This window comes from Micromonospora andamanensis (assembly GCF_016863495.1).
GTDB classification, from domain to species: Bacteria; Actinomycetota; Actinomycetes; order Mycobacteriales; family Micromonosporaceae; genus Micromonospora; species Micromonospora andamanensis.
Genome location: NZ_BOOZ01000048.1, coordinates 1 through 14,788, shown reverse-complemented (window position 1 = coordinate 14,788; position 14,788 = coordinate 1). Strand labels below are relative to the sequence as shown.

The following is a 14,788-nucleotide window of genomic DNA, read 5'->3' as shown; positions in this document are numbered from 1 at the left end:
GGGCTGACCACCGTCCCCGGTACGTGCCGGGCGACGGCCACCGAGGCTAGCGGTCGTCACCCCGCCGCGCGGGCAACCGGCGGACGGGCCGTGTCGTGCGCGTGGTGCTCGGTCCGGCCGACTTCCAGTACGTCCCACGCCGCCCTGTCGACGGCATCGGTGACGCGAAAGGTCCCCTCCCAGCGGTAACGGCCGGCGTGCACCGCCGCTGTCAACCCGATCGCCAGGCCCCGGCCCAGCACGTACCAGCCCGTCTCGGCGGCGCACGCCGGGCATTGCGGCACCGGGCGGGGCAGTGGCTCAAGCGGCATGTCCAGCTCGGCGCCGGCGTCGCTGGCTTCGACCGAGGTGTCCACCATGAGCGCCATGCCCCGCTGCTTCGCGGCGCGGTTCACCCACGCGGCCAGCACCCCGGCCGCACCGCGCAGCGGCACTGCGGACAGCGTGGCCATGCGGGACAGGTCGTCGCCGAGACGGTGACCGGCCAGGATCGCCGCGTGCCGGCGGGCCCGGGTCAGCGCCCGGTCGGTCAACCGGAGTAGGTCGGGTATCTCGGTTCTGTCCTCGACGACATCGGCCCGGAATCCGATCGACAGGCTTTCCTTACCCACCTCGTAGGCGGTGCCGTGGCGACGGACCCCGAGGTAGACGGTCGCCGCCGCGACCGGGAGCGGCCCGTCGCCGGGCTGGTTCGCCCAGGCCAGAGCGAAGGCGGCCAGCATGTCGCGCTGCCGGCCGAATGGCCGCTGGTCGGCGCCGAACGGCGCCTCCGGCCACTGCAGGTTCGTGTACTCACGCACGGGCGTGCCCACCCGACCCGGCCGGACCGGCGTTGGACACAGTACGGATGCTGGCACCGAGATACTTGGCGAAGTGGTTGCGCTTGAACCGGTACCGCGCCCAGATCTCCGACACCGGCTCGTCCAGGAGGTTGCCGAGAGGCTCCAGCAGGTCCGGGGCGTCGTACACCGGCCATGCGCTCGCCTTGCCGGTCACCTCCACCAAGATCATGTGCCCCTCGGTGTCCGGGGTCCACGTCGTCATCCGCAGCGCCGGCCGCCAGTCGTGCACCGCCCGCGCCTCGGTCAGCCGATCGAAGGTCTGCCCAGCCTCCTCCAGGCTGATGAACTCGTTCTCCTCCAGATCGAGGGCGTTGCCCTTGCGCAGTGGCAGGATCAGTTTCAGCTTGCCCGCGCCGATGACATCCGCGATCTGATAGGTGAACGGCAACGCGTGCAGCGTCGACCGGTACACCACGGCCGACAGCGACAGCGGCAGGCCCGCCTCCAGGAACCCCCGAACGCCTGCCATCACCTCGTCGTAGTCGCCGCGAACCCGGTTGGTGGTCGACCGCGGCCCCTCCAAGCCCACGTTGACAAACGCGACCTTCCCGACCATCGACCTCGCGTGCTGCAACCCCCGGGTGGCGTTGGTCGGCACACCGACGATGAAATCCCCGGCGTACATGTCCACGATCTCCCCGAAATCCCGGCGGAGCAGCGGTTCACCACCGGACAGGAACACCCGCGACACACCCGCCAGATTCCCGCGGATGGTGTCCAACTGCGGCAGCGTCGGATCCGGGAGCTGGAGCGTCTCGGAGCAGAACGAGCAGTCGAAGTTGCACCGTTTCGTCACCTGCAAGATCACCGACAGGGGAACCTTCGCCGCCTTCACCAACTCCTCGATCGACGCGTCACGCGCGGTGAAGTGATGTCCAGCGGTGAAGGTGACCGGACCCGTCTGCTCAAGCGCGACGGACGGCATAGCGGGCATGCCAAGCATGGTCATCATGAGCCTCCTGATGAGTGGTCAATCGCGTCGAGACGTCAGCAGAGACAAGGTGCGCTCCGCCAAGCCGCTGCCGAGGAGCCCGAGCATCACCTCGACACGGAACCTGACGACCGACGCCAGCTTCGGCCGCCCGCCGCCATCCGACAGCCGTCTGGAGATATCGAGGCGAGGAGCCTGGTCACGGGGGACGCACATCGACTGCTCCAAGTGGGTGGTGGCGCTGCGGCATGACCAATGAACCCACGGTGCGCCGATGTCGGACACCTTCGACACGAGATCTCGACACCACCGGCGTGAGTGGCCCCCGGTCGACGAGTGGGTTGGCCGACCGGTAGGGCTGCGTATTCCACTACGGCGAGTTTGGCGAGTGGTCGATCGCGTGGTTGCTCCGTGTAGTGCGGCGGGTTGGCTCACAGGCCGGCGAGGAACAGCGCTCCGGCGGCGAGCAGTCCGATCTCCACCAGGCGGACGAACCTCCGGTCGCTGACGCGGCCGACGAACTTCTTGCCGACCCAGGCTCCGGCGAGGGTGGCAGACCCTGCCAATGTGGTCAGGCTGGCGGTGTGCCGAGCAGCCGTTCGATCAGCCGGGGCTCGCCGGGCCAGGCCGCGAGGATGACGTCTCGGGGTACTTGGCGTGCGGCGTAGCGCAGAGCGAGAACAACCACGACGATGTCGTCGAGGGGTCCGATGACGGGCAGGAACTCGGGGATCAGGTCGATGGGGCTGGCGACCCAGATCCCGGCGATCAGTACGGCGATCTTCGCTCGGCGGGGCACTCGGGGGTCGGTGCGCAGTCGGCGGGCGGTGGTGACGCAGTCGGGGATGAACGCGGCCAGGTCGCGCATGATGCCGGGTGGTAGGCGCTGGGCGAGCAGGATCAGCAGCGCCCAGGAGGCAAGCAGCAGCACGACCGCGATGGCCAGGCCGACGAGCCAGTCACACATGATCACAGGCTCAGCTTGTCATCGCCGTCGGGCGCGGCGCGATCAGTGGTGCTAGGGCAGCGGCTCCAGGTGCCACTGCAAAGCGTTGCGGCGCAGAAGTTGGATCCGGGCGGCTTCGACGTGCTCAACCGGCCAGGCCCGGAGTTCGCATACGACCGGGCAGCGGGCTGGCGGGTCGCCCCGGACGGGCATCCGGTGTACGTGCCCTACCTCCGCAGCGATGGTGGCGCGGCTCCGTTCGACGGGGTCCAGTATCGGACCAGCAGGCCGATGCCTTCGACCGGTACGAGACGAAAGCCTGTCTGTCTCCCGGCTTGCGGTCACCGGGCCTGCGACTCCGCTGAGTCCAGCGCTTCGGCCCGCATCGTTTCCAGCAGTTGGCGGGCCTGTTCGCCGGTCGCGGAATCTGCGAGGAGCGAGTCGTATACCTGTGAGTGGACGCGGATCTCTTCTGGGTCGGTGAGGGTCAGTTCGCGGGTGTAGGTCTCGATCGTGGTGAGTTGGGAGCCGTCGGGCAGGGTGTAGATCACGAAGGGATGGGCGTGTACCGCTGAGGGGCGGACGCCGGTCGGCAGGATCGACAGGCTCACGCTCGGTAGCGTGGCGACTGACAGGATCTTGTCGTATTGGGCGGCGAGCGCGTCGTGGGGTACGGGGCGGAACCGCAGCGCGGCTTCGGTGATGAGGAAGTCGAACTGTCGGCCCTTCTCGTACAGGGCTGTCTGCCGTTCGACCCGGGCGGCTGCTGCCCGCGTGGTGTCGCTGACGCCGAACACGTCGGCGAGGGCGAGGACGCTGCGGGCGTACTCCGCGGTCTGAAGGAGTCCGGGTACTGCGGCGTGTTGGAAGACCTGCACCCGTTTTGCCTCGGCGAGGGTCCGGCCGATGCGGCGTTGGTGCGCGGCCCGGCCGCCGGTCAGCGTCCGGTCCCAGATGATCGATGCGACCTGGATGGACTCCGCGGCGTTCGTCAGTTCGGCGGTGACCTCGGCGGTGGCGCCCGTCGCTGCGGACCATGACCGGACGTCGTCGACGGACGGTTTCGTGCGACGGTTTTCGATCTTCGAGACCTTTGACTGTGACCAGCCCAGGGCGGCGGCGAGTCGCGTGGTCGACAGACCAGCGTCCTCGCGGAGTTCACGCAGCCTGGTCGCGAGCGTCGTTCGGTCGTCCACAGGTCTATTCACCAGGATCTACGCAACTCGCCCTGAACTGTCGGCAGGTAGTCCCGAAGTGGAACCGAGTGTGTCATCGCGAGGTCCCGTTGTGCGATGAGGCTCCCGACATCTCTGGTGGGCTCCATGGCGAGACGCCGGCCCTCCCCGTCGTACTCAATGAGCACGCCGAACTCGTCATCGAGGAGCCAGAAGTCCTGCCTCAGCGCGCCCAGTGCCTCGGGGGCCGTCGCCCGGTCTGCGATCCGAACGTCCTCGCCGGCTGCTACGTTGCCGTGGTAGCCCAGCAGCTCGAAGCGCAGGTAGTCCGATAGCGGACGGTGTAAGACGTGGACACGGCGCCAACATGTGCCGGCCTGCACGCTGTCGGCCACCATCCGTAGCCAGGGATCGGCTTCTGGTGTGCGGGGTGGCAGCGGGCGTCCCGCGTGGAAGTCGCGCAGCAGGTCGACCTCGCCCGCCGCGCTGTACGCGGGCAGCGTTTCGAGTCGAAACACCGACCGCTCGGCCGTGCTCAGCCTGCGTTGAAGTTCGCCCATCTGCATCAGGTTGTCCCGTTCTGCCGCCACCTTCCGATCAAGTCTAGTCGAGCCTTGAGACTAGTCGCGGTGGGCGCTCTGTGGCAGTCTCGACCCAGACAACGAAGGGAGTCAACGTGTCCGACGCTTCCGGGCGCCTTGTATGGCGTAAGAGTTCGGAGAGCCTCAACGGGGACTGCGTGGAGGTCGCGTCGCTGAGTGAGGGGGTTGCCGTACGAGACTCGAAGAACCCCGAGGGCGGGATGCTCCGTTTCTCGCGTTCTGGATGGCAAGCCTTCCTCCGGGGCGCCGACCAGGGAGAGTTCAGCAACCTGTGACTGGTTCACCCGGCGCAGGCCGGCGACCTTCCCGCCCAGATTACGCGTGGTGGTGGGAGTGAGAACGCCCGGCCCGCAGGCCTGAGCCGGGCGTCTCAGCCGGTGGGCGACCTCGGTCAGCCGCGGCTGGTTCTTCTAGACAAGGTCGTCGAACTCTCCCTTGGCTGCTCCGTCGAGAAACGCGGCGAACACTCCGGTCGTGAACGCCAGCACGGGACCGTCCGGGTCCTTGGAGTCCCGCACACCGATCACCTCACCGACCCTCGCCACCTCGACGCATTGGCCGCTCTGCTGGGTTCTGGTGCTCTTGCGCCAGACGGCGCGGCTGAAGTCGATCATGAAAGCTCCTCTGCCACGTCCCGGATCATCGATGCGGAGTCATCCGGGCTGAGCGCCATCGCCCTCAGCCGGTCGAACGCCTGGGTCATGCTCTGCACCTCGGCGTCGCCTTCAGGGTAGAGATCACCGGCCATCGTCTCGATGTAAACGACTTCGCGGTCGGCGGGGTCGGTGAACCCGAGGATCACGAAGCCTCCGGGGGCGCCGGGATGGGCGCCCGCTTCGAACGGCACGATTTGAACGTCGACGTGCGGCAGGGCCGCGATGGTGGCGAGATGGTTCATCTGCTCGGCCATCGTTGCCGCGCCGCCGACCTGTCGACGGATCGCGGCCTCGTCGAGAACGACCCACAGCGCTGGTGGATTATCGCGGTGCAGCAGCGCCTGTCGACGCAGGCGAATCTCGATTCGCCGCTCGATCTCCTCTTCGGTGAGGCGAGCGACGCCGCCGTGCAGGCTCGATCGGGTGTATCCCTCGGTCTGTAACAGGCCGGGGATCGAGATCAGCTCGAAGTTCCAGATCCTGCTGGCATCGGACTCGAATCCGATGTAGGTCGCGTACTCGTCGGGGATGCTTCCCGCGTACCGATGCCACCATCCACGCTGTGTGGACGCCTGGGCCGCGTCGAGTAGGTCTGCCGTGGTCGAGGCGTTCGCGCCGTAGGTCTGCAGCAACGCCCGCACCGCCGGCGCCCGAACGCCCACGAGCGCACGCTCCACCCGCGAGAGGTGCGACGCGGAAATCCCCGCGCTCGCCGCAGCTTCCTCGATCGTCATGGCGATGGACTCACGCAATTTGCTCAGCTCTCGCGCGAGCCGTCTGCGTCTCAAAGTAGGCCAGTTCGGCACCAGGACAGCATGTCACATCTCCACGAACAACCTCGTCACACAACTTGTCTGGATCTAGTCCGGACTGTAAGACTAGGAACGCCTAAGACTAGTCTGCTGTCGGTCGGCGAACGTCTGCCATCAGCGCTCGATCAGGTCGGGGAGGTACACGGTGGGCTTCCTAGTGGGGACCGCGGTGTGTGCGGCGCTGCTGGTGGGCTTCGCGGCGGGGTTCGCGTTGTTCAGGCGTGCGCAGCGATGGTGTCCGGGATGCGGCATGCCGATCAGCCAGGCGCACTGCCCGCTCGGCTCAAGGTCGTGGGAGGCGGGACAGGTCCCTGCATCCCAAGCGCAAGCGGCGGATCTGGCCCCCAGAGGCGGAGCGCGATGACGACCGCGCCGGCACCTACCCACGTCTGCGCGATGTGTCGCCCTCAGTGCGACCTGACACGGACGGCGCTAGGCGCCAGCGAGGTGGTCACCGGGGCGCGCGAACATGTCGGGTCACCCGGTCTCCTCGCGGTGGTGACCGGACCGATCCGCAAGCCGATTAACCCCGGCGTCGTCAAGCCAGGCGGTCTGACCCCGACCATTCCGCCGAGGACTGTCGGCGACGCATCAGTTCGTCGGATCGGGCACCAGCGGCAGCGGCCATGACTCCTGCCCCGAGTCCACGGCCACCACACCTGGCCCGGCACATGCCTCCGGTGCCCCGCCGCTTCGACACCGCAGGCGAAATCACCCCTACCGACATAGCCGAAGCGCGCAAAGAACTTGGCCGCCACCTGGCCCAGTGGCGTACTGTCGCCGGGCTGCGACAGGTCGATCTCGCCAAGCTCATTCGCTACTCCCGAAGCCAGATCGCCAACGTCGAAGTCGGCCGGGACAACACCACCCGCGTCTTCTGGCGCAACGCCGACGCTGCCCTGGGTGCACGCGGAGCACTGCTGGCCATGTCGGACCAGGTCCAGGCGCTCGTGCAAAACTTCCAAGCACAACGAGAGCACGTACGCGACCAGGGGCGCCAGCAGGCCGGGACACCATCAGCCCCGCCCATCTCTCCAGTGGAGCCCTGTCCGGCCGGGTGCGGGTGCGGGCCGGCCGTCGTCGGCCGGTGGACCACACGGGAGGTCCGCGCGTTACGCGAAGCGCTACGAATGAGCCTGCGCGCGTTCTCCGAACACCTCGACACGACCATCGCAGCCGTTTCCAGCTGGGAGCACCGGAGCACCCCCGCGCTCGATGAGCAGTCGATGCTGGACCAGGCCCTCACCGCCGCCGACAGCCACATCAAAGCCCGCTTCTGGCTGCTTCTCGACAACCCCGAGGACCCCATTCCCGGCGCACATGACCACCCGGCTGCCACCCGCAGGCCCACCGCGAGCCCGATCCACCACGCGAACCGCATACGACCAGCGTCCTGACAGCCACCAACCGCCGAGACGAGAGGGAGGGCCGCGATGCATCACCCGATCCCCACGCTGCGCGGCACCCTGACTCACACCACCGCCGTCGAGCTGTACCAGCGCCATCACCCGACCTCGACCGCGGCATGCGCAAGGTGCGCCAGAAATCCATGCCCCGTACGAATATTCTCCGCATCCGTCATCGCGGCAGCCGGGGAAATCCCCTCCTGGTACGACGCCCCGACCACACCGCCCGCACCCGCCGGTACGGCACCCGCCGAACCCCGACAGCCCGAGAGCGCACCCGGGATGACGCCGCATCCGAGCGAGACGCCACCGGAGTACTTCGGCCACCCGGTCGGCAGCCGCGAGGTGCCATTGGCCGCCGCCGAGGGTCTGCTCTACGAGCGGGAGTACTGAGTCGGCCGCCGCCTACGTGCACGCCCCAGCAGCCCTGACGACAACTTCCGCGGCACCGGGTCACCGGCTCGGCAACCCTTGTACGACGGACCCTGCGGGTCAGCTACGAGCCGCGCCTGTCACCCGTGCCGCCAGTTGCTCGACGGGCAGCGTCCCATCGAGGGTGACGGTGCCGGCCGGCAGGGTCTGAGCCGCTTGGGCGCACCGATTGACCTGGGCCAGCCGCCAGGTGCGGACCTGCGCGTCTCGGGCTGGGTCCTGTGGCCAGAGCGACTGCGCCTCGATACGCCTCCGGATAACGTCGGTCGGAACAGTGATGAAGTAGTGCGTGACGTCCATGCCGTGGGCACGCAGTCCGGTGAGGATCTCATCGAGGTAGGGCCATACGACGACGGTCATGGGGACGACCAGTGTCCGCTGGTACTCCTGCGCGAGTGCGACCGCCGTGTCCACGACACTGCGTCGCCATACCCGTAGGTCCTGGAAGTCCCCGCTGGACGGTAGCGGCACGATCTCCCGGAGCATGAACCCAGGTAGTTCGGCGTCGAAGAGCAGCAGCTGGGGATCGTCCGCGATCAGCTGCTGCGCCAGCGTCGTTTTTCCCGCGCCGAACGCGCCGTTCACCCAGATCACCCGCACGGACTGTTCTCTCCCGTTGGTTCGAATGCTGGCCTCCCCACCGTAATCGGCGGCGCGGCGTGATGTACCAGCAGCCGGTCGCGGGAGGCGGCGGTAGTTCAGGTCGGCGATGCGGTCGTACTCAGCGATCAGCACACCCCCGGTGCCCAGCACCTGATCGCAGCGGATCCAGAACGGCCGCTCGGGGAGCTGTCGGCCGGTTTCGGTGTTCGCTATCGAGCTGCGCCCGTACTGCACGAGCCGGGCGAGCCCGTGCTGGGTGCGGCCGGCGTTCTTGCGCAGGTGGGCGAGGCGGCGACCGAGCGCGCGGCGGGCGGCGGTGATCTCGTCAGGGTCGACCATCGCTGCCACCCCCGGGTTGCTGCGGTCACGATGAGCGAACACCGTAGCCGCCCCCGGTGACACTTTTCGGCTGCCACTGACGGCCTTTGCCTGGCTGTCTGCGGTGGTCGTGCGGGCTCTCGACGCCCTGCCGGGAGGCCGGGACGGCAGTGCTGGCGGTGTCGGAGTTGGTGTCGGAATCTGCCGACAATGTCAGCGCACGGTGCTGCGGGCGTGTCGCCCCTGCCCCGTCCTACCGTCTCCGCATGCCTTCCGGACGCCGCGATTACACCGCCGATCTGCCCCGTAAGCGGATGGCCGCCGGGCTGCTGATTACCGACCCGGACGAGCGGGTTCTGCTGGTCGAACCCGCTTACAAAGCGGAGTGGGAGCTCCCCGGCGGGTGCGTCGAGGCTGACGAGTCGCCGTGCCAGGCCGCGATCCGAGAGTGCCGGGAAGAGCTCGGTCTGGGCATGTCGCCAGGTCGGTTACTCGTCATGGACTGGGTACCGGCCCGAGACGGGCGCACCGAGGGCGTCATGGTCATCTACGACGGCGGCGCCCTCGATGCCACCGCGACGGAACGGATCGTGGTGCCGCCGGAAGAGTTGAAGGGCTGGGCGTGGTCCGACCCGCCACAGACCGCCCAGCGGTTACGGCCGCTGCTGGCCCGCCGGATCGCCGAGGCGCTGCGCGCCCGCGCTGACGGGTGTAGCTACTACCTCGAAGACGGCGTCCGGGTCAGCTGATCGCAGGCCAACGGGGCGTCTTCCTGCGGTAGGCGCTACCTCGGCGGCGCCAACCGAGATCACCGACAGCGGCACCTGCGCGGTCCCGCCGTTTTTCACGAGACACCACCACCCACCGCAGTTCACCCTGCTCACCTTCGGGAGGTACCGCCATGCTCAAGACCGATCACCCCGACCGGACGCCCGCCCGTTCCGCACCACAGCAGCGGGATTCGGTGCTGCCGGAGTTGCGGGAGGTGTGGTGGGAGACCGGTGTGCGGGCGCGGGCGCAGGCCGGTCTGTTCGCCGTGTTCTCCGAGCTGCCCCGGCTGGTCTGGGCCGCGCTCGTGGTGAGCTGGCGCGCTGACCGGCTGCGGACGTCGGTGGTGGCAGCGACGACGGTCGGCGCGGGGGTGATGGCGGCGTTCGGGCTCCTCGCGGCGCAGCGGGTGCTGGTGGAGCTGTTTGCCGGCGGACCGACCGCCGACAAGGTGCTGGCCGCGCTGCCCGCCCTGGCCGCGCTCGCGGCGGTGACGGCCTTGCGCGCCGGCATGGCCGCCGGGATGGGGTACGCGCAGAACGGCCTGACGCCGAAGGTGGACCGGGAGGTGGAACGCGGGTTGTTCGAGATGACGACGGCGGTGCGGTTGGAGGCGTTTGACGCCGACGCGTTCGCCGACGACATGGAACGAGCCTCCCGCGGCGCGAACTCCACCACCGGCCTGGTGCAGGCGTCGATGAACCTGCTCGCCGGCCTCGCCGGCGTCCTCGCGGTCGCGATCGCCGTGGTGGTCGTCCACCCGCTGTTGCTGCTGGCCCTGCTGGTGGCGACGGTGCCGAACGGGTGGGCGTCGCTGCGGGCCGGGCACCTGCGCTACCAGACGTACGCCGCCGGGTCGGTACGGCGTCGGCGGTTGTGGTTGCTGCACCGGTTGATGGCCGAACGCGACTCCGCCCCCGAACTGCGCTCCTACGGTCTGCGGGGGTTTCTGCTCGACCAGTACGACCGGGTCATGGCCGTCGAGACCGGCATCCAACTGGCCCTGGCGCGACGGGTCACCACGACGACCACCGTCGGCGCGATGATCGGCGGGGTGGCGACCGCCGTGGTGTACGTCCTGCTCGGGCTGCTGCTCATCGATGGCCAGATCCCCCTCGCCGCCGCCGCGACCTGCGTCATCGCCGTGCAGTCCGCGCAACGGTCCCTGGCGGTGGTCACGTTCCAGGTCGACCGGGTCTACACCGAGGGGCAGCACTTCCGCGACTACACCGGCTTCATGACCCGCGCCGCCGACTACCTGCCAGCGCACACCGAACCGGCCGCCGAGTTGCCGGCACCGGGCCGGCTGGAGGAGATCACCGTCGACGCGGTGAGCCTGCGCTACCCCGACCGTGACACGGCGGCCGTCGACCAGGTCAGCCTGACCATCGAGGCCGGGCAGACCGTGGCGTTCGTCGGGGAGAACGGCTCCGGCAAGTCCACCCTCGCCACCATGATCGCCACGCTCCGCACCCCCACCGGCGGCGTCATCCGTTACAACGGTCGACCAGCCGCGGACTGGGGCATCGACGCGCTACGAGCCCGGATCGGGGTGGTGACGCAGGAGTACCACAAGTGGCCGTTCACCGCCGCCACGAACATCGCCGTCGGCGACATCACCACCCACGCCGAGCAGACCCGCATCGAGACCGCCGCCGCCCGCGCCGTCGCCCACGACATGATCACCGAACTACCCAACGGCTACGAGACGCTGCTCGACCGCACCTTCGCCGGTGGGCAGGACCTCTCCGGTGGTCAGTGGCAGCGCATCACCGCCGCCCGCGGGTTCCTGCGCGACGCCGACGTACTCATCATGGACGAACCCTCGTCCGCCCTCGACCCCCGTGCCGAGGACGCCCTCTTCCAGGCCATCCGCGACCGGCAAGGACGCGGCATCACGATCCTGATCACCCACCGGCTGGCCAACGTCCGCCACGCCGACCGCATTTTCGTTCTGCACCACGGCCGTCTCGTCGAGTCCGGCACCCACGACCAGCTCGTCGACGCCGACGGGCGGTACGCGGAACTGTTCGCCCTGCAAGCCGCCGGCTACGACACCACTGGTCCCGCCGCGGCGGTGCCCCGGCAGACCGCGACCGCCTGACGGAGCACGCCATGACGACGCCGAACCTGACGAAACCCTCGCCTACGCTGGTGATCATTCGGGGAAACTCCGGCAGCGGGAAGACCACGACCGCCCGCGAGGTACGCCGCCGCTTCGGACGCGGTGCCGCCCTACTCGAACAGGACTACCTGCGCAGAACGGTGCTCCGAGAACACGACATTACCCGCATCGACCCGGTCGCCCCGACGTTCATCACCGCGACCGCCCGCACCGCTCTCGACCTGGGCTACCACGTCATCCTCGAAGGCATCCTGCACACCGAACGCTACGCCACCGTCCTGCACCAGCTCATCGACAACCATGCCGGCCCGGTCGCCGTGTTCTACCTCGACGTGACCTTCGACGAAACCGTCCGCCGCCACCTCCGTCGCGACGAACCCATGTCCTTCACCCCCGAACACATGCGTAGCTGGTACACCCACCGCGACCTGCTCGACATCCCCAGAGAAACCGTCATCGGCGAGACCAACACCTTCGAGCAGACGGTCACCACGATCCTGCACGCCAGCGGCCTCACCACCGTCGCCCCTCAAACGCCCTGCCCACGACGATGCCCGCACTGCGCCCGCAAAGCCGACCGGACGACCACCGTGACGGAGGCTTCGTGACGCCCCCTCCGGACCGGAACTCCGCAGCTCAGACCCGCTCATCTTCAGTGCAAGGCACTCAGGGGCGTACACCAGGGAAGTAGGACCGTATCAATGAGAGACGTGCCGCCGAAATCGCAACAGACACCCGCACGTCGCGGGATCATCGATCAGGCAGCAGGCGGAAGACACCGCCGGCAGCGTCGCTTCCCGACGTTGTGTTACGTCGCCGGACGTCTCTAGGCTGCCACCGTTGGGTGGGTAGGCGCGAGGCGTTCGAGCGGGGGATAGGGCGATGTCGCTGACCGACACCATCGGCGCCGACTTGCAGGCGATGACCGCAGGTGTAGACCGGTCACAGCAGGAGACCGCAGCGGTCGACCGTGCCATCGAGCAGATCGCCGCTCGCGCAGTGGCCTCTGGCTTCATCGGCATCACGGCCGGTCTCGCCCGGGTACGAGAGGTGATCGGGCAGGCCCGATCCCGGTTAAACGAGGCATCGGGCGTCCTGAGTGAAGCATCGCGGTCCGTAGGTTCTGTGGCGCAACAACCTTCGCCACAGGAGACCATTGCCGCGCTCACCCCGGTGGTCGCGGCGTTGCATACGGTGGATGGCAGCGTGGCCGCGGCGGCGTCCGCGGTCGACGAGGCGCGGCGGCTTGTCGTGGCAGCGCTGCAGGGCGGTCAGCCCGGTCCTACGCTGGCGCGGCTGCAGCAGGTAATGCAGATCCTCGCGGCCGTCCGTACCCGCAGGGCTGAGGCCCGAGGCCGCGTTGACGCGGCGCTGGCGCAGGCTCGGCAGGTCGGTGAGCTGGGAAACTGACCACGGGCGGTGGTAGCGACTTCAGCCAACCGCCCACCCGGCGCGACACCTTCACGAGAGGGACCGAAGATGCCCCATCCGAGCGGCTCCCCGAGTGGCTTACGGACGCCGCTCGCGACCTGCCTCGACGGCAGGCAAAGGATCCAACCTCCGGTGTAGCGCTGATTGATGGACAGCGGATACCCATGAAGTCTGGCCGTGACCCGGCTGCCGCGGTCGACCTCAAACCGGCCTACCAGCTCATCGCCACCACGACCGACCATCTGGAGGCCAAGCTCGCGGCCCGGATGCGCCGCGAACACGTCACCCACGCTGCCGTAGTCACGAACAACCCGCCCTGCGACTACACCCCCTACGGCTGCGAGAAGATCCTCTCCCGGCTGCTGCCAGCCGGCGCGCAGATGGACGTCTACGTACGCGACGATGACGGGAAGGTACGCCACTGGCGTACCTACACCGGAAACGGAAAGGCGATCGCATGAAGGTGACCTGGACCTACGACCGGGGTGACCACCGCGATAACCACGAGGTCGACCTAACCGACCCCGACGCTCTGGAAGCCCTCCTGCGCGAGATCCACCAGGCTGGCGAGCCTGTCGTCGTCACGATCTTTAGCGACATCACCAACGACCCCGACGACCTGCCACCCGGCGTCCAGATCGGGCTCGGCCACCGCACCCACGCCTTCGCGGTACACATCGCCGACGACGGCGGCTACCTCAACGACCCCACAGTGCCACCACCTGACCAGGAACTCCACTTCGACCTTGGCGGGGTACCCACCGAATACCCCACCGAGCATCTCCGGCTGCGACCAGACACGGCCATACAGGTAGCGGGCGCCTTCCTCAAAACCGGCGCACCACCGCGCCTACCCGCTGGCCAGTGAGTAGGGCCTGCGGTTCTGCTGTGTTGAAAGCCGCCGAGGATGCGAGAAGCACATCGGGGCCTGCGTCTGGGTCCTGCATCGGACCGACGTTCAGTGCCCATGGCTACCTCGCCGGCACACGCTCTGAACCGTTCGAACTGTGATCCTCGGTCACGAGGAGGATGCGGACCGTATGCTTGATCGACTAGCCTCTACTGGCTGTGGGGGCAATGGCTGACGATCTTCGGCTCCAGGCGGAGCAGCGAGCCCGGCTCTTGATCGACCGGCAGCTTCGAGATGCCGGCTGGGTCGTGCAGGACCGATCCGAGATCAACCTCTTCGTGGGCACGGGTGTGGTCGTTCGTGAGGCCATCATGGCGAAGGGCCATGGTCGGGTCGATTACCTGCTGTATGTCGACCAGCGGGTCGTCGGCGTGATTGAGGCCAAGCCGGAAGGGACGCCGCTGTCGGGAGTGGAGTGGCAGTCGGCCATGTACGCCGAGGGCCTGCCGCCCGCGGTGCGGCTGAAGGCGCTGACCCGCGACGGGCGGCTGCCGTTCGTGTTCGAGGCCAGCGGCTCGGAGACCCATTTCACCAACGGCTACGACCCGCAGCCCCGGGCGCGGCGGATCTTCGCCTTTCCGCAGCCCGGCGCCTTGGCGAGGATCGTCCGTGGTGCGGAGGCCGATCCGAAACGGCCGACGTGGCGGGCGAAGGTTCGTCACCTGCCCCCGCTGGACGTCGCTCCACTTCGGCCGGCGCAGATCACCGCGATTGAGGGTGTCGAGCGCTCGCTGGCCGAGCAGCGGTTCGATCGATCATTGGTGCAGATGGCCACTGGTGCGGGTAAGACCTACACGGCGGTGACGGAGTGTTACCGGCTGCTTAAGAGGG

At 68.3% G+C, this 14,788-nt stretch carries 18 protein-coding genes; 9 read left to right on the top strand and 9 right to left on the bottom strand.

The window, feature by feature from the left end:
* Positions 1-56: 56 nt before the first annotated feature.
* The 6 genes from Van01_RS27370 to Van01_RS27350 form a co-directional block, all read right to left on the bottom strand.
* Complete coding sequence (locus tag Van01_RS27370) at positions 57-800, bottom strand: hypothetical protein (RefSeq protein ID WP_204013513.1); 744 nt, start codon at positions 798-800, stop codon at positions 57-59.
* Positions 793-1,776: a radical SAM protein gene (locus Van01_RS27365; RefSeq protein WP_204013510.1), complete on the bottom strand. Its 984-nt coding sequence runs from the start codon at positions 1,774-1,776 to the stop codon at positions 793-795. Before Van01_RS27365 ends, Van01_RS27370 begins: the two co-directional genes overlap by 8 nt.
* Positions 1,777-2,204: 428 nt before the next feature.
* On the bottom strand, positions 2,205-2,339 hold the full coding sequence (locus Van01_RS33570) for a hypothetical protein (RefSeq protein ID WP_275410406.1): 135 nt from the start codon (positions 2,337-2,339) through the stop codon (positions 2,205-2,207).
* A gap of 5 nt (positions 2,340-2,344) precedes the next feature.
* A complete protein-coding gene (locus tag Van01_RS27360) occupies positions 2,345-2,740 on the bottom strand; it encodes a YkvA family protein (protein WP_204013507.1) in 396 nt (131 codons plus the stop codon).
* Positions 2,741-3,060: 320 nt separating this feature from the next.
* Positions 3,061-3,915, bottom strand: a complete 855-nt coding sequence (locus Van01_RS27355) for a helix-turn-helix domain-containing protein (protein ID WP_239099342.1) — start codon at positions 3,913-3,915, stop codon at positions 3,061-3,063.
* Between the two features lie 8 nt (positions 3,916-3,923).
* Positions 3,924-4,484 carry a DUF6879 family protein gene (locus Van01_RS27350; protein WP_239099341.1) on the bottom strand — a complete coding sequence of 187 codons (561 nt, stop codon included), beginning with the start codon at positions 4,482-4,484 and terminating at the stop codon, positions 3,924-3,926.
* Positions 4,485-4,534: 50 nt separating this feature from the next.
* On the opposite strand from Van01_RS27350, the gene Van01_RS27345 reads away from it, so the two are divergent.
* Complete coding sequence (locus tag Van01_RS27345; protein WP_373306296.1) at positions 4,535-4,771, top strand: DUF397 domain-containing protein; 237 nt, start codon at positions 4,535-4,537, stop codon at positions 4,769-4,771.
* Between the two features lie 135 nt (positions 4,772-4,906).
* On the opposite strand, the gene Van01_RS27340 is transcribed toward Van01_RS27345, so the two are convergent.
* Together Van01_RS27340 and Van01_RS27335 are read right to left on the bottom strand one after the other, a co-directional pair.
* Entirely contained in the window at positions 4,907-5,110 is a 204-nt protein-coding gene (locus Van01_RS27340) for a DUF397 domain-containing protein (protein ID WP_204013501.1), read from the bottom strand.
* Entirely contained in the window at positions 5,107-5,958 is an 852-nt protein-coding gene (locus Van01_RS27335) for a DUF5753 domain-containing protein (RefSeq protein ID WP_275410405.1), read from the bottom strand. The genes Van01_RS27340 and Van01_RS27335 overlap by 4 nt, the downstream gene beginning before the upstream one ends.
* Before the next feature lie 686 nt (positions 5,959-6,644).
* Here Van01_RS27335 and Van01_RS27330 point away from each other — a divergent pair.
* Positions 6,645-7,361 (top strand): helix-turn-helix domain-containing protein, encoded by a 717-nt coding sequence (locus Van01_RS27330; RefSeq protein WP_204013498.1) that lies wholly within the window; start codon positions 6,645-6,647, stop codon positions 7,359-7,361.
* A gap of 501 nt (positions 7,362-7,862) precedes the next feature.
* Here Van01_RS27330 and Van01_RS33280 read toward each other — a convergent pair.
* Complete coding sequence (locus Van01_RS33280; protein ID WP_239099339.1) at positions 7,863-8,744, bottom strand: helix-turn-helix domain-containing protein; 882 nt, start codon at positions 8,742-8,744, stop codon at positions 7,863-7,865.
* A gap of 245 nt (positions 8,745-8,989) precedes the next feature.
* Here Van01_RS33280 and Van01_RS27320 point away from each other — a divergent pair, with 245 nt between their 5' ends.
* The 7 genes from Van01_RS27320 to Van01_RS27290 all read left to right on the top strand — a co-directional run.
* Positions 8,990-9,472, top strand: a complete 483-nt coding sequence (locus Van01_RS27320) for an NUDIX domain-containing protein (RefSeq protein ID WP_239099338.1) — start codon at positions 8,990-8,992, stop codon at positions 9,470-9,472.
* 152 nt (positions 9,473-9,624) lie between these two features.
* Positions 9,625-11,595 carry an ABC transporter ATP-binding protein gene (locus tag Van01_RS27315; protein ID WP_204013495.1) on the top strand — a complete coding sequence of 657 codons (1,971 nt, stop codon included), beginning with the start codon at positions 9,625-9,627 and terminating at the stop codon, positions 11,593-11,595.
* Positions 11,596-11,606: 11 nt separating this feature from the next.
* Entirely contained in the window at positions 11,607-12,224 is a 618-nt protein-coding gene (locus Van01_RS27310; protein WP_204013492.1) for an AAA family ATPase, read from the top strand.
* A 274-nt stretch (positions 12,225-12,498) separates the two neighbouring features.
* Positions 12,499-13,026 carry a DUF6244 family protein gene (locus tag Van01_RS27305; protein WP_204013490.1) on the top strand — a complete coding sequence of 176 codons (528 nt, stop codon included), beginning with the start codon at positions 12,499-12,501 and terminating at the stop codon, positions 13,024-13,026.
* On the top strand, positions 13,023-13,508 hold the full coding sequence (locus tag Van01_RS27300; protein WP_204013609.1) for a DddA-like double-stranded DNA deaminase toxin: 486 nt from the start codon (positions 13,023-13,025) through the stop codon (positions 13,506-13,508). The genes Van01_RS27305 and Van01_RS27300 overlap by 4 nt, the downstream gene beginning before the upstream one ends.
* On the top strand, positions 13,505-13,915 hold the full coding sequence (locus Van01_RS27295; protein ID WP_204013487.1) for an Imm1 family immunity protein: 411 nt from the start codon (positions 13,505-13,507) through the stop codon (positions 13,913-13,915). The genes Van01_RS27300 and Van01_RS27295 overlap by 4 nt, the downstream gene beginning before the upstream one ends.
* Before the next feature lie 254 nt (positions 13,916-14,169).
* Positions 14,170-14,788 (top strand): DEAD/DEAH box helicase family protein (locus tag Van01_RS27290; protein WP_239099337.1); only part of this gene is annotated, 619 nt, incomplete at its 3' end.

Coding starts and splice junctions, on each gene's coding strand:
- Van01_RS33280 (WP_239099339.1), bottom strand. CDS start 8,744: ATGGTCGACCCTGACGAGATCACCGCCGCCCGCCGCGCGCTCGGTCGC.
- Van01_RS27295 (WP_204013487.1), top strand. CDS start 13,505: ATGAAGGTGACCTGGACCTACGACCGGGGTGACCACCGCGATAACCAC.
- Van01_RS27340 (WP_204013501.1), bottom strand. CDS start 5,110: ATGATCGACTTCAGCCGCGCCGTCTGGCGCAAGAGCACCAGAACCCAG.
- Van01_RS27305 (WP_204013490.1), top strand. CDS start 12,499: ATGTCGCTGACCGACACCATCGGCGCCGACTTGCAGGCGATGACCGCA.
- Van01_RS27320 (WP_239099338.1), top strand. CDS start 8,990: ATGCCTTCCGGACGCCGCGATTACACCGCCGATCTGCCCCGTAAGCGG.
- Van01_RS27310 (WP_204013492.1), top strand. CDS start 11,607: ATGACGACGCCGAACCTGACGAAACCCTCGCCTACGCTGGTGATCATT.
- Van01_RS27360 (WP_204013507.1), bottom strand. CDS start 2,740: ATGTGTGACTGGCTCGTCGGCCTGGCCATCGCGGTCGTGCTGCTGCTT.
- Van01_RS27365 (WP_204013510.1), bottom strand. CDS start 1,776: ATGCCCGCTATGCCGTCCGTCGCGCTTGAGCAGACGGGTCCGGTCACC.
- Van01_RS27315 (WP_204013495.1), top strand. CDS start 9,625: ATGCTCAAGACCGATCACCCCGACCGGACGCCCGCCCGTTCCGCACCA.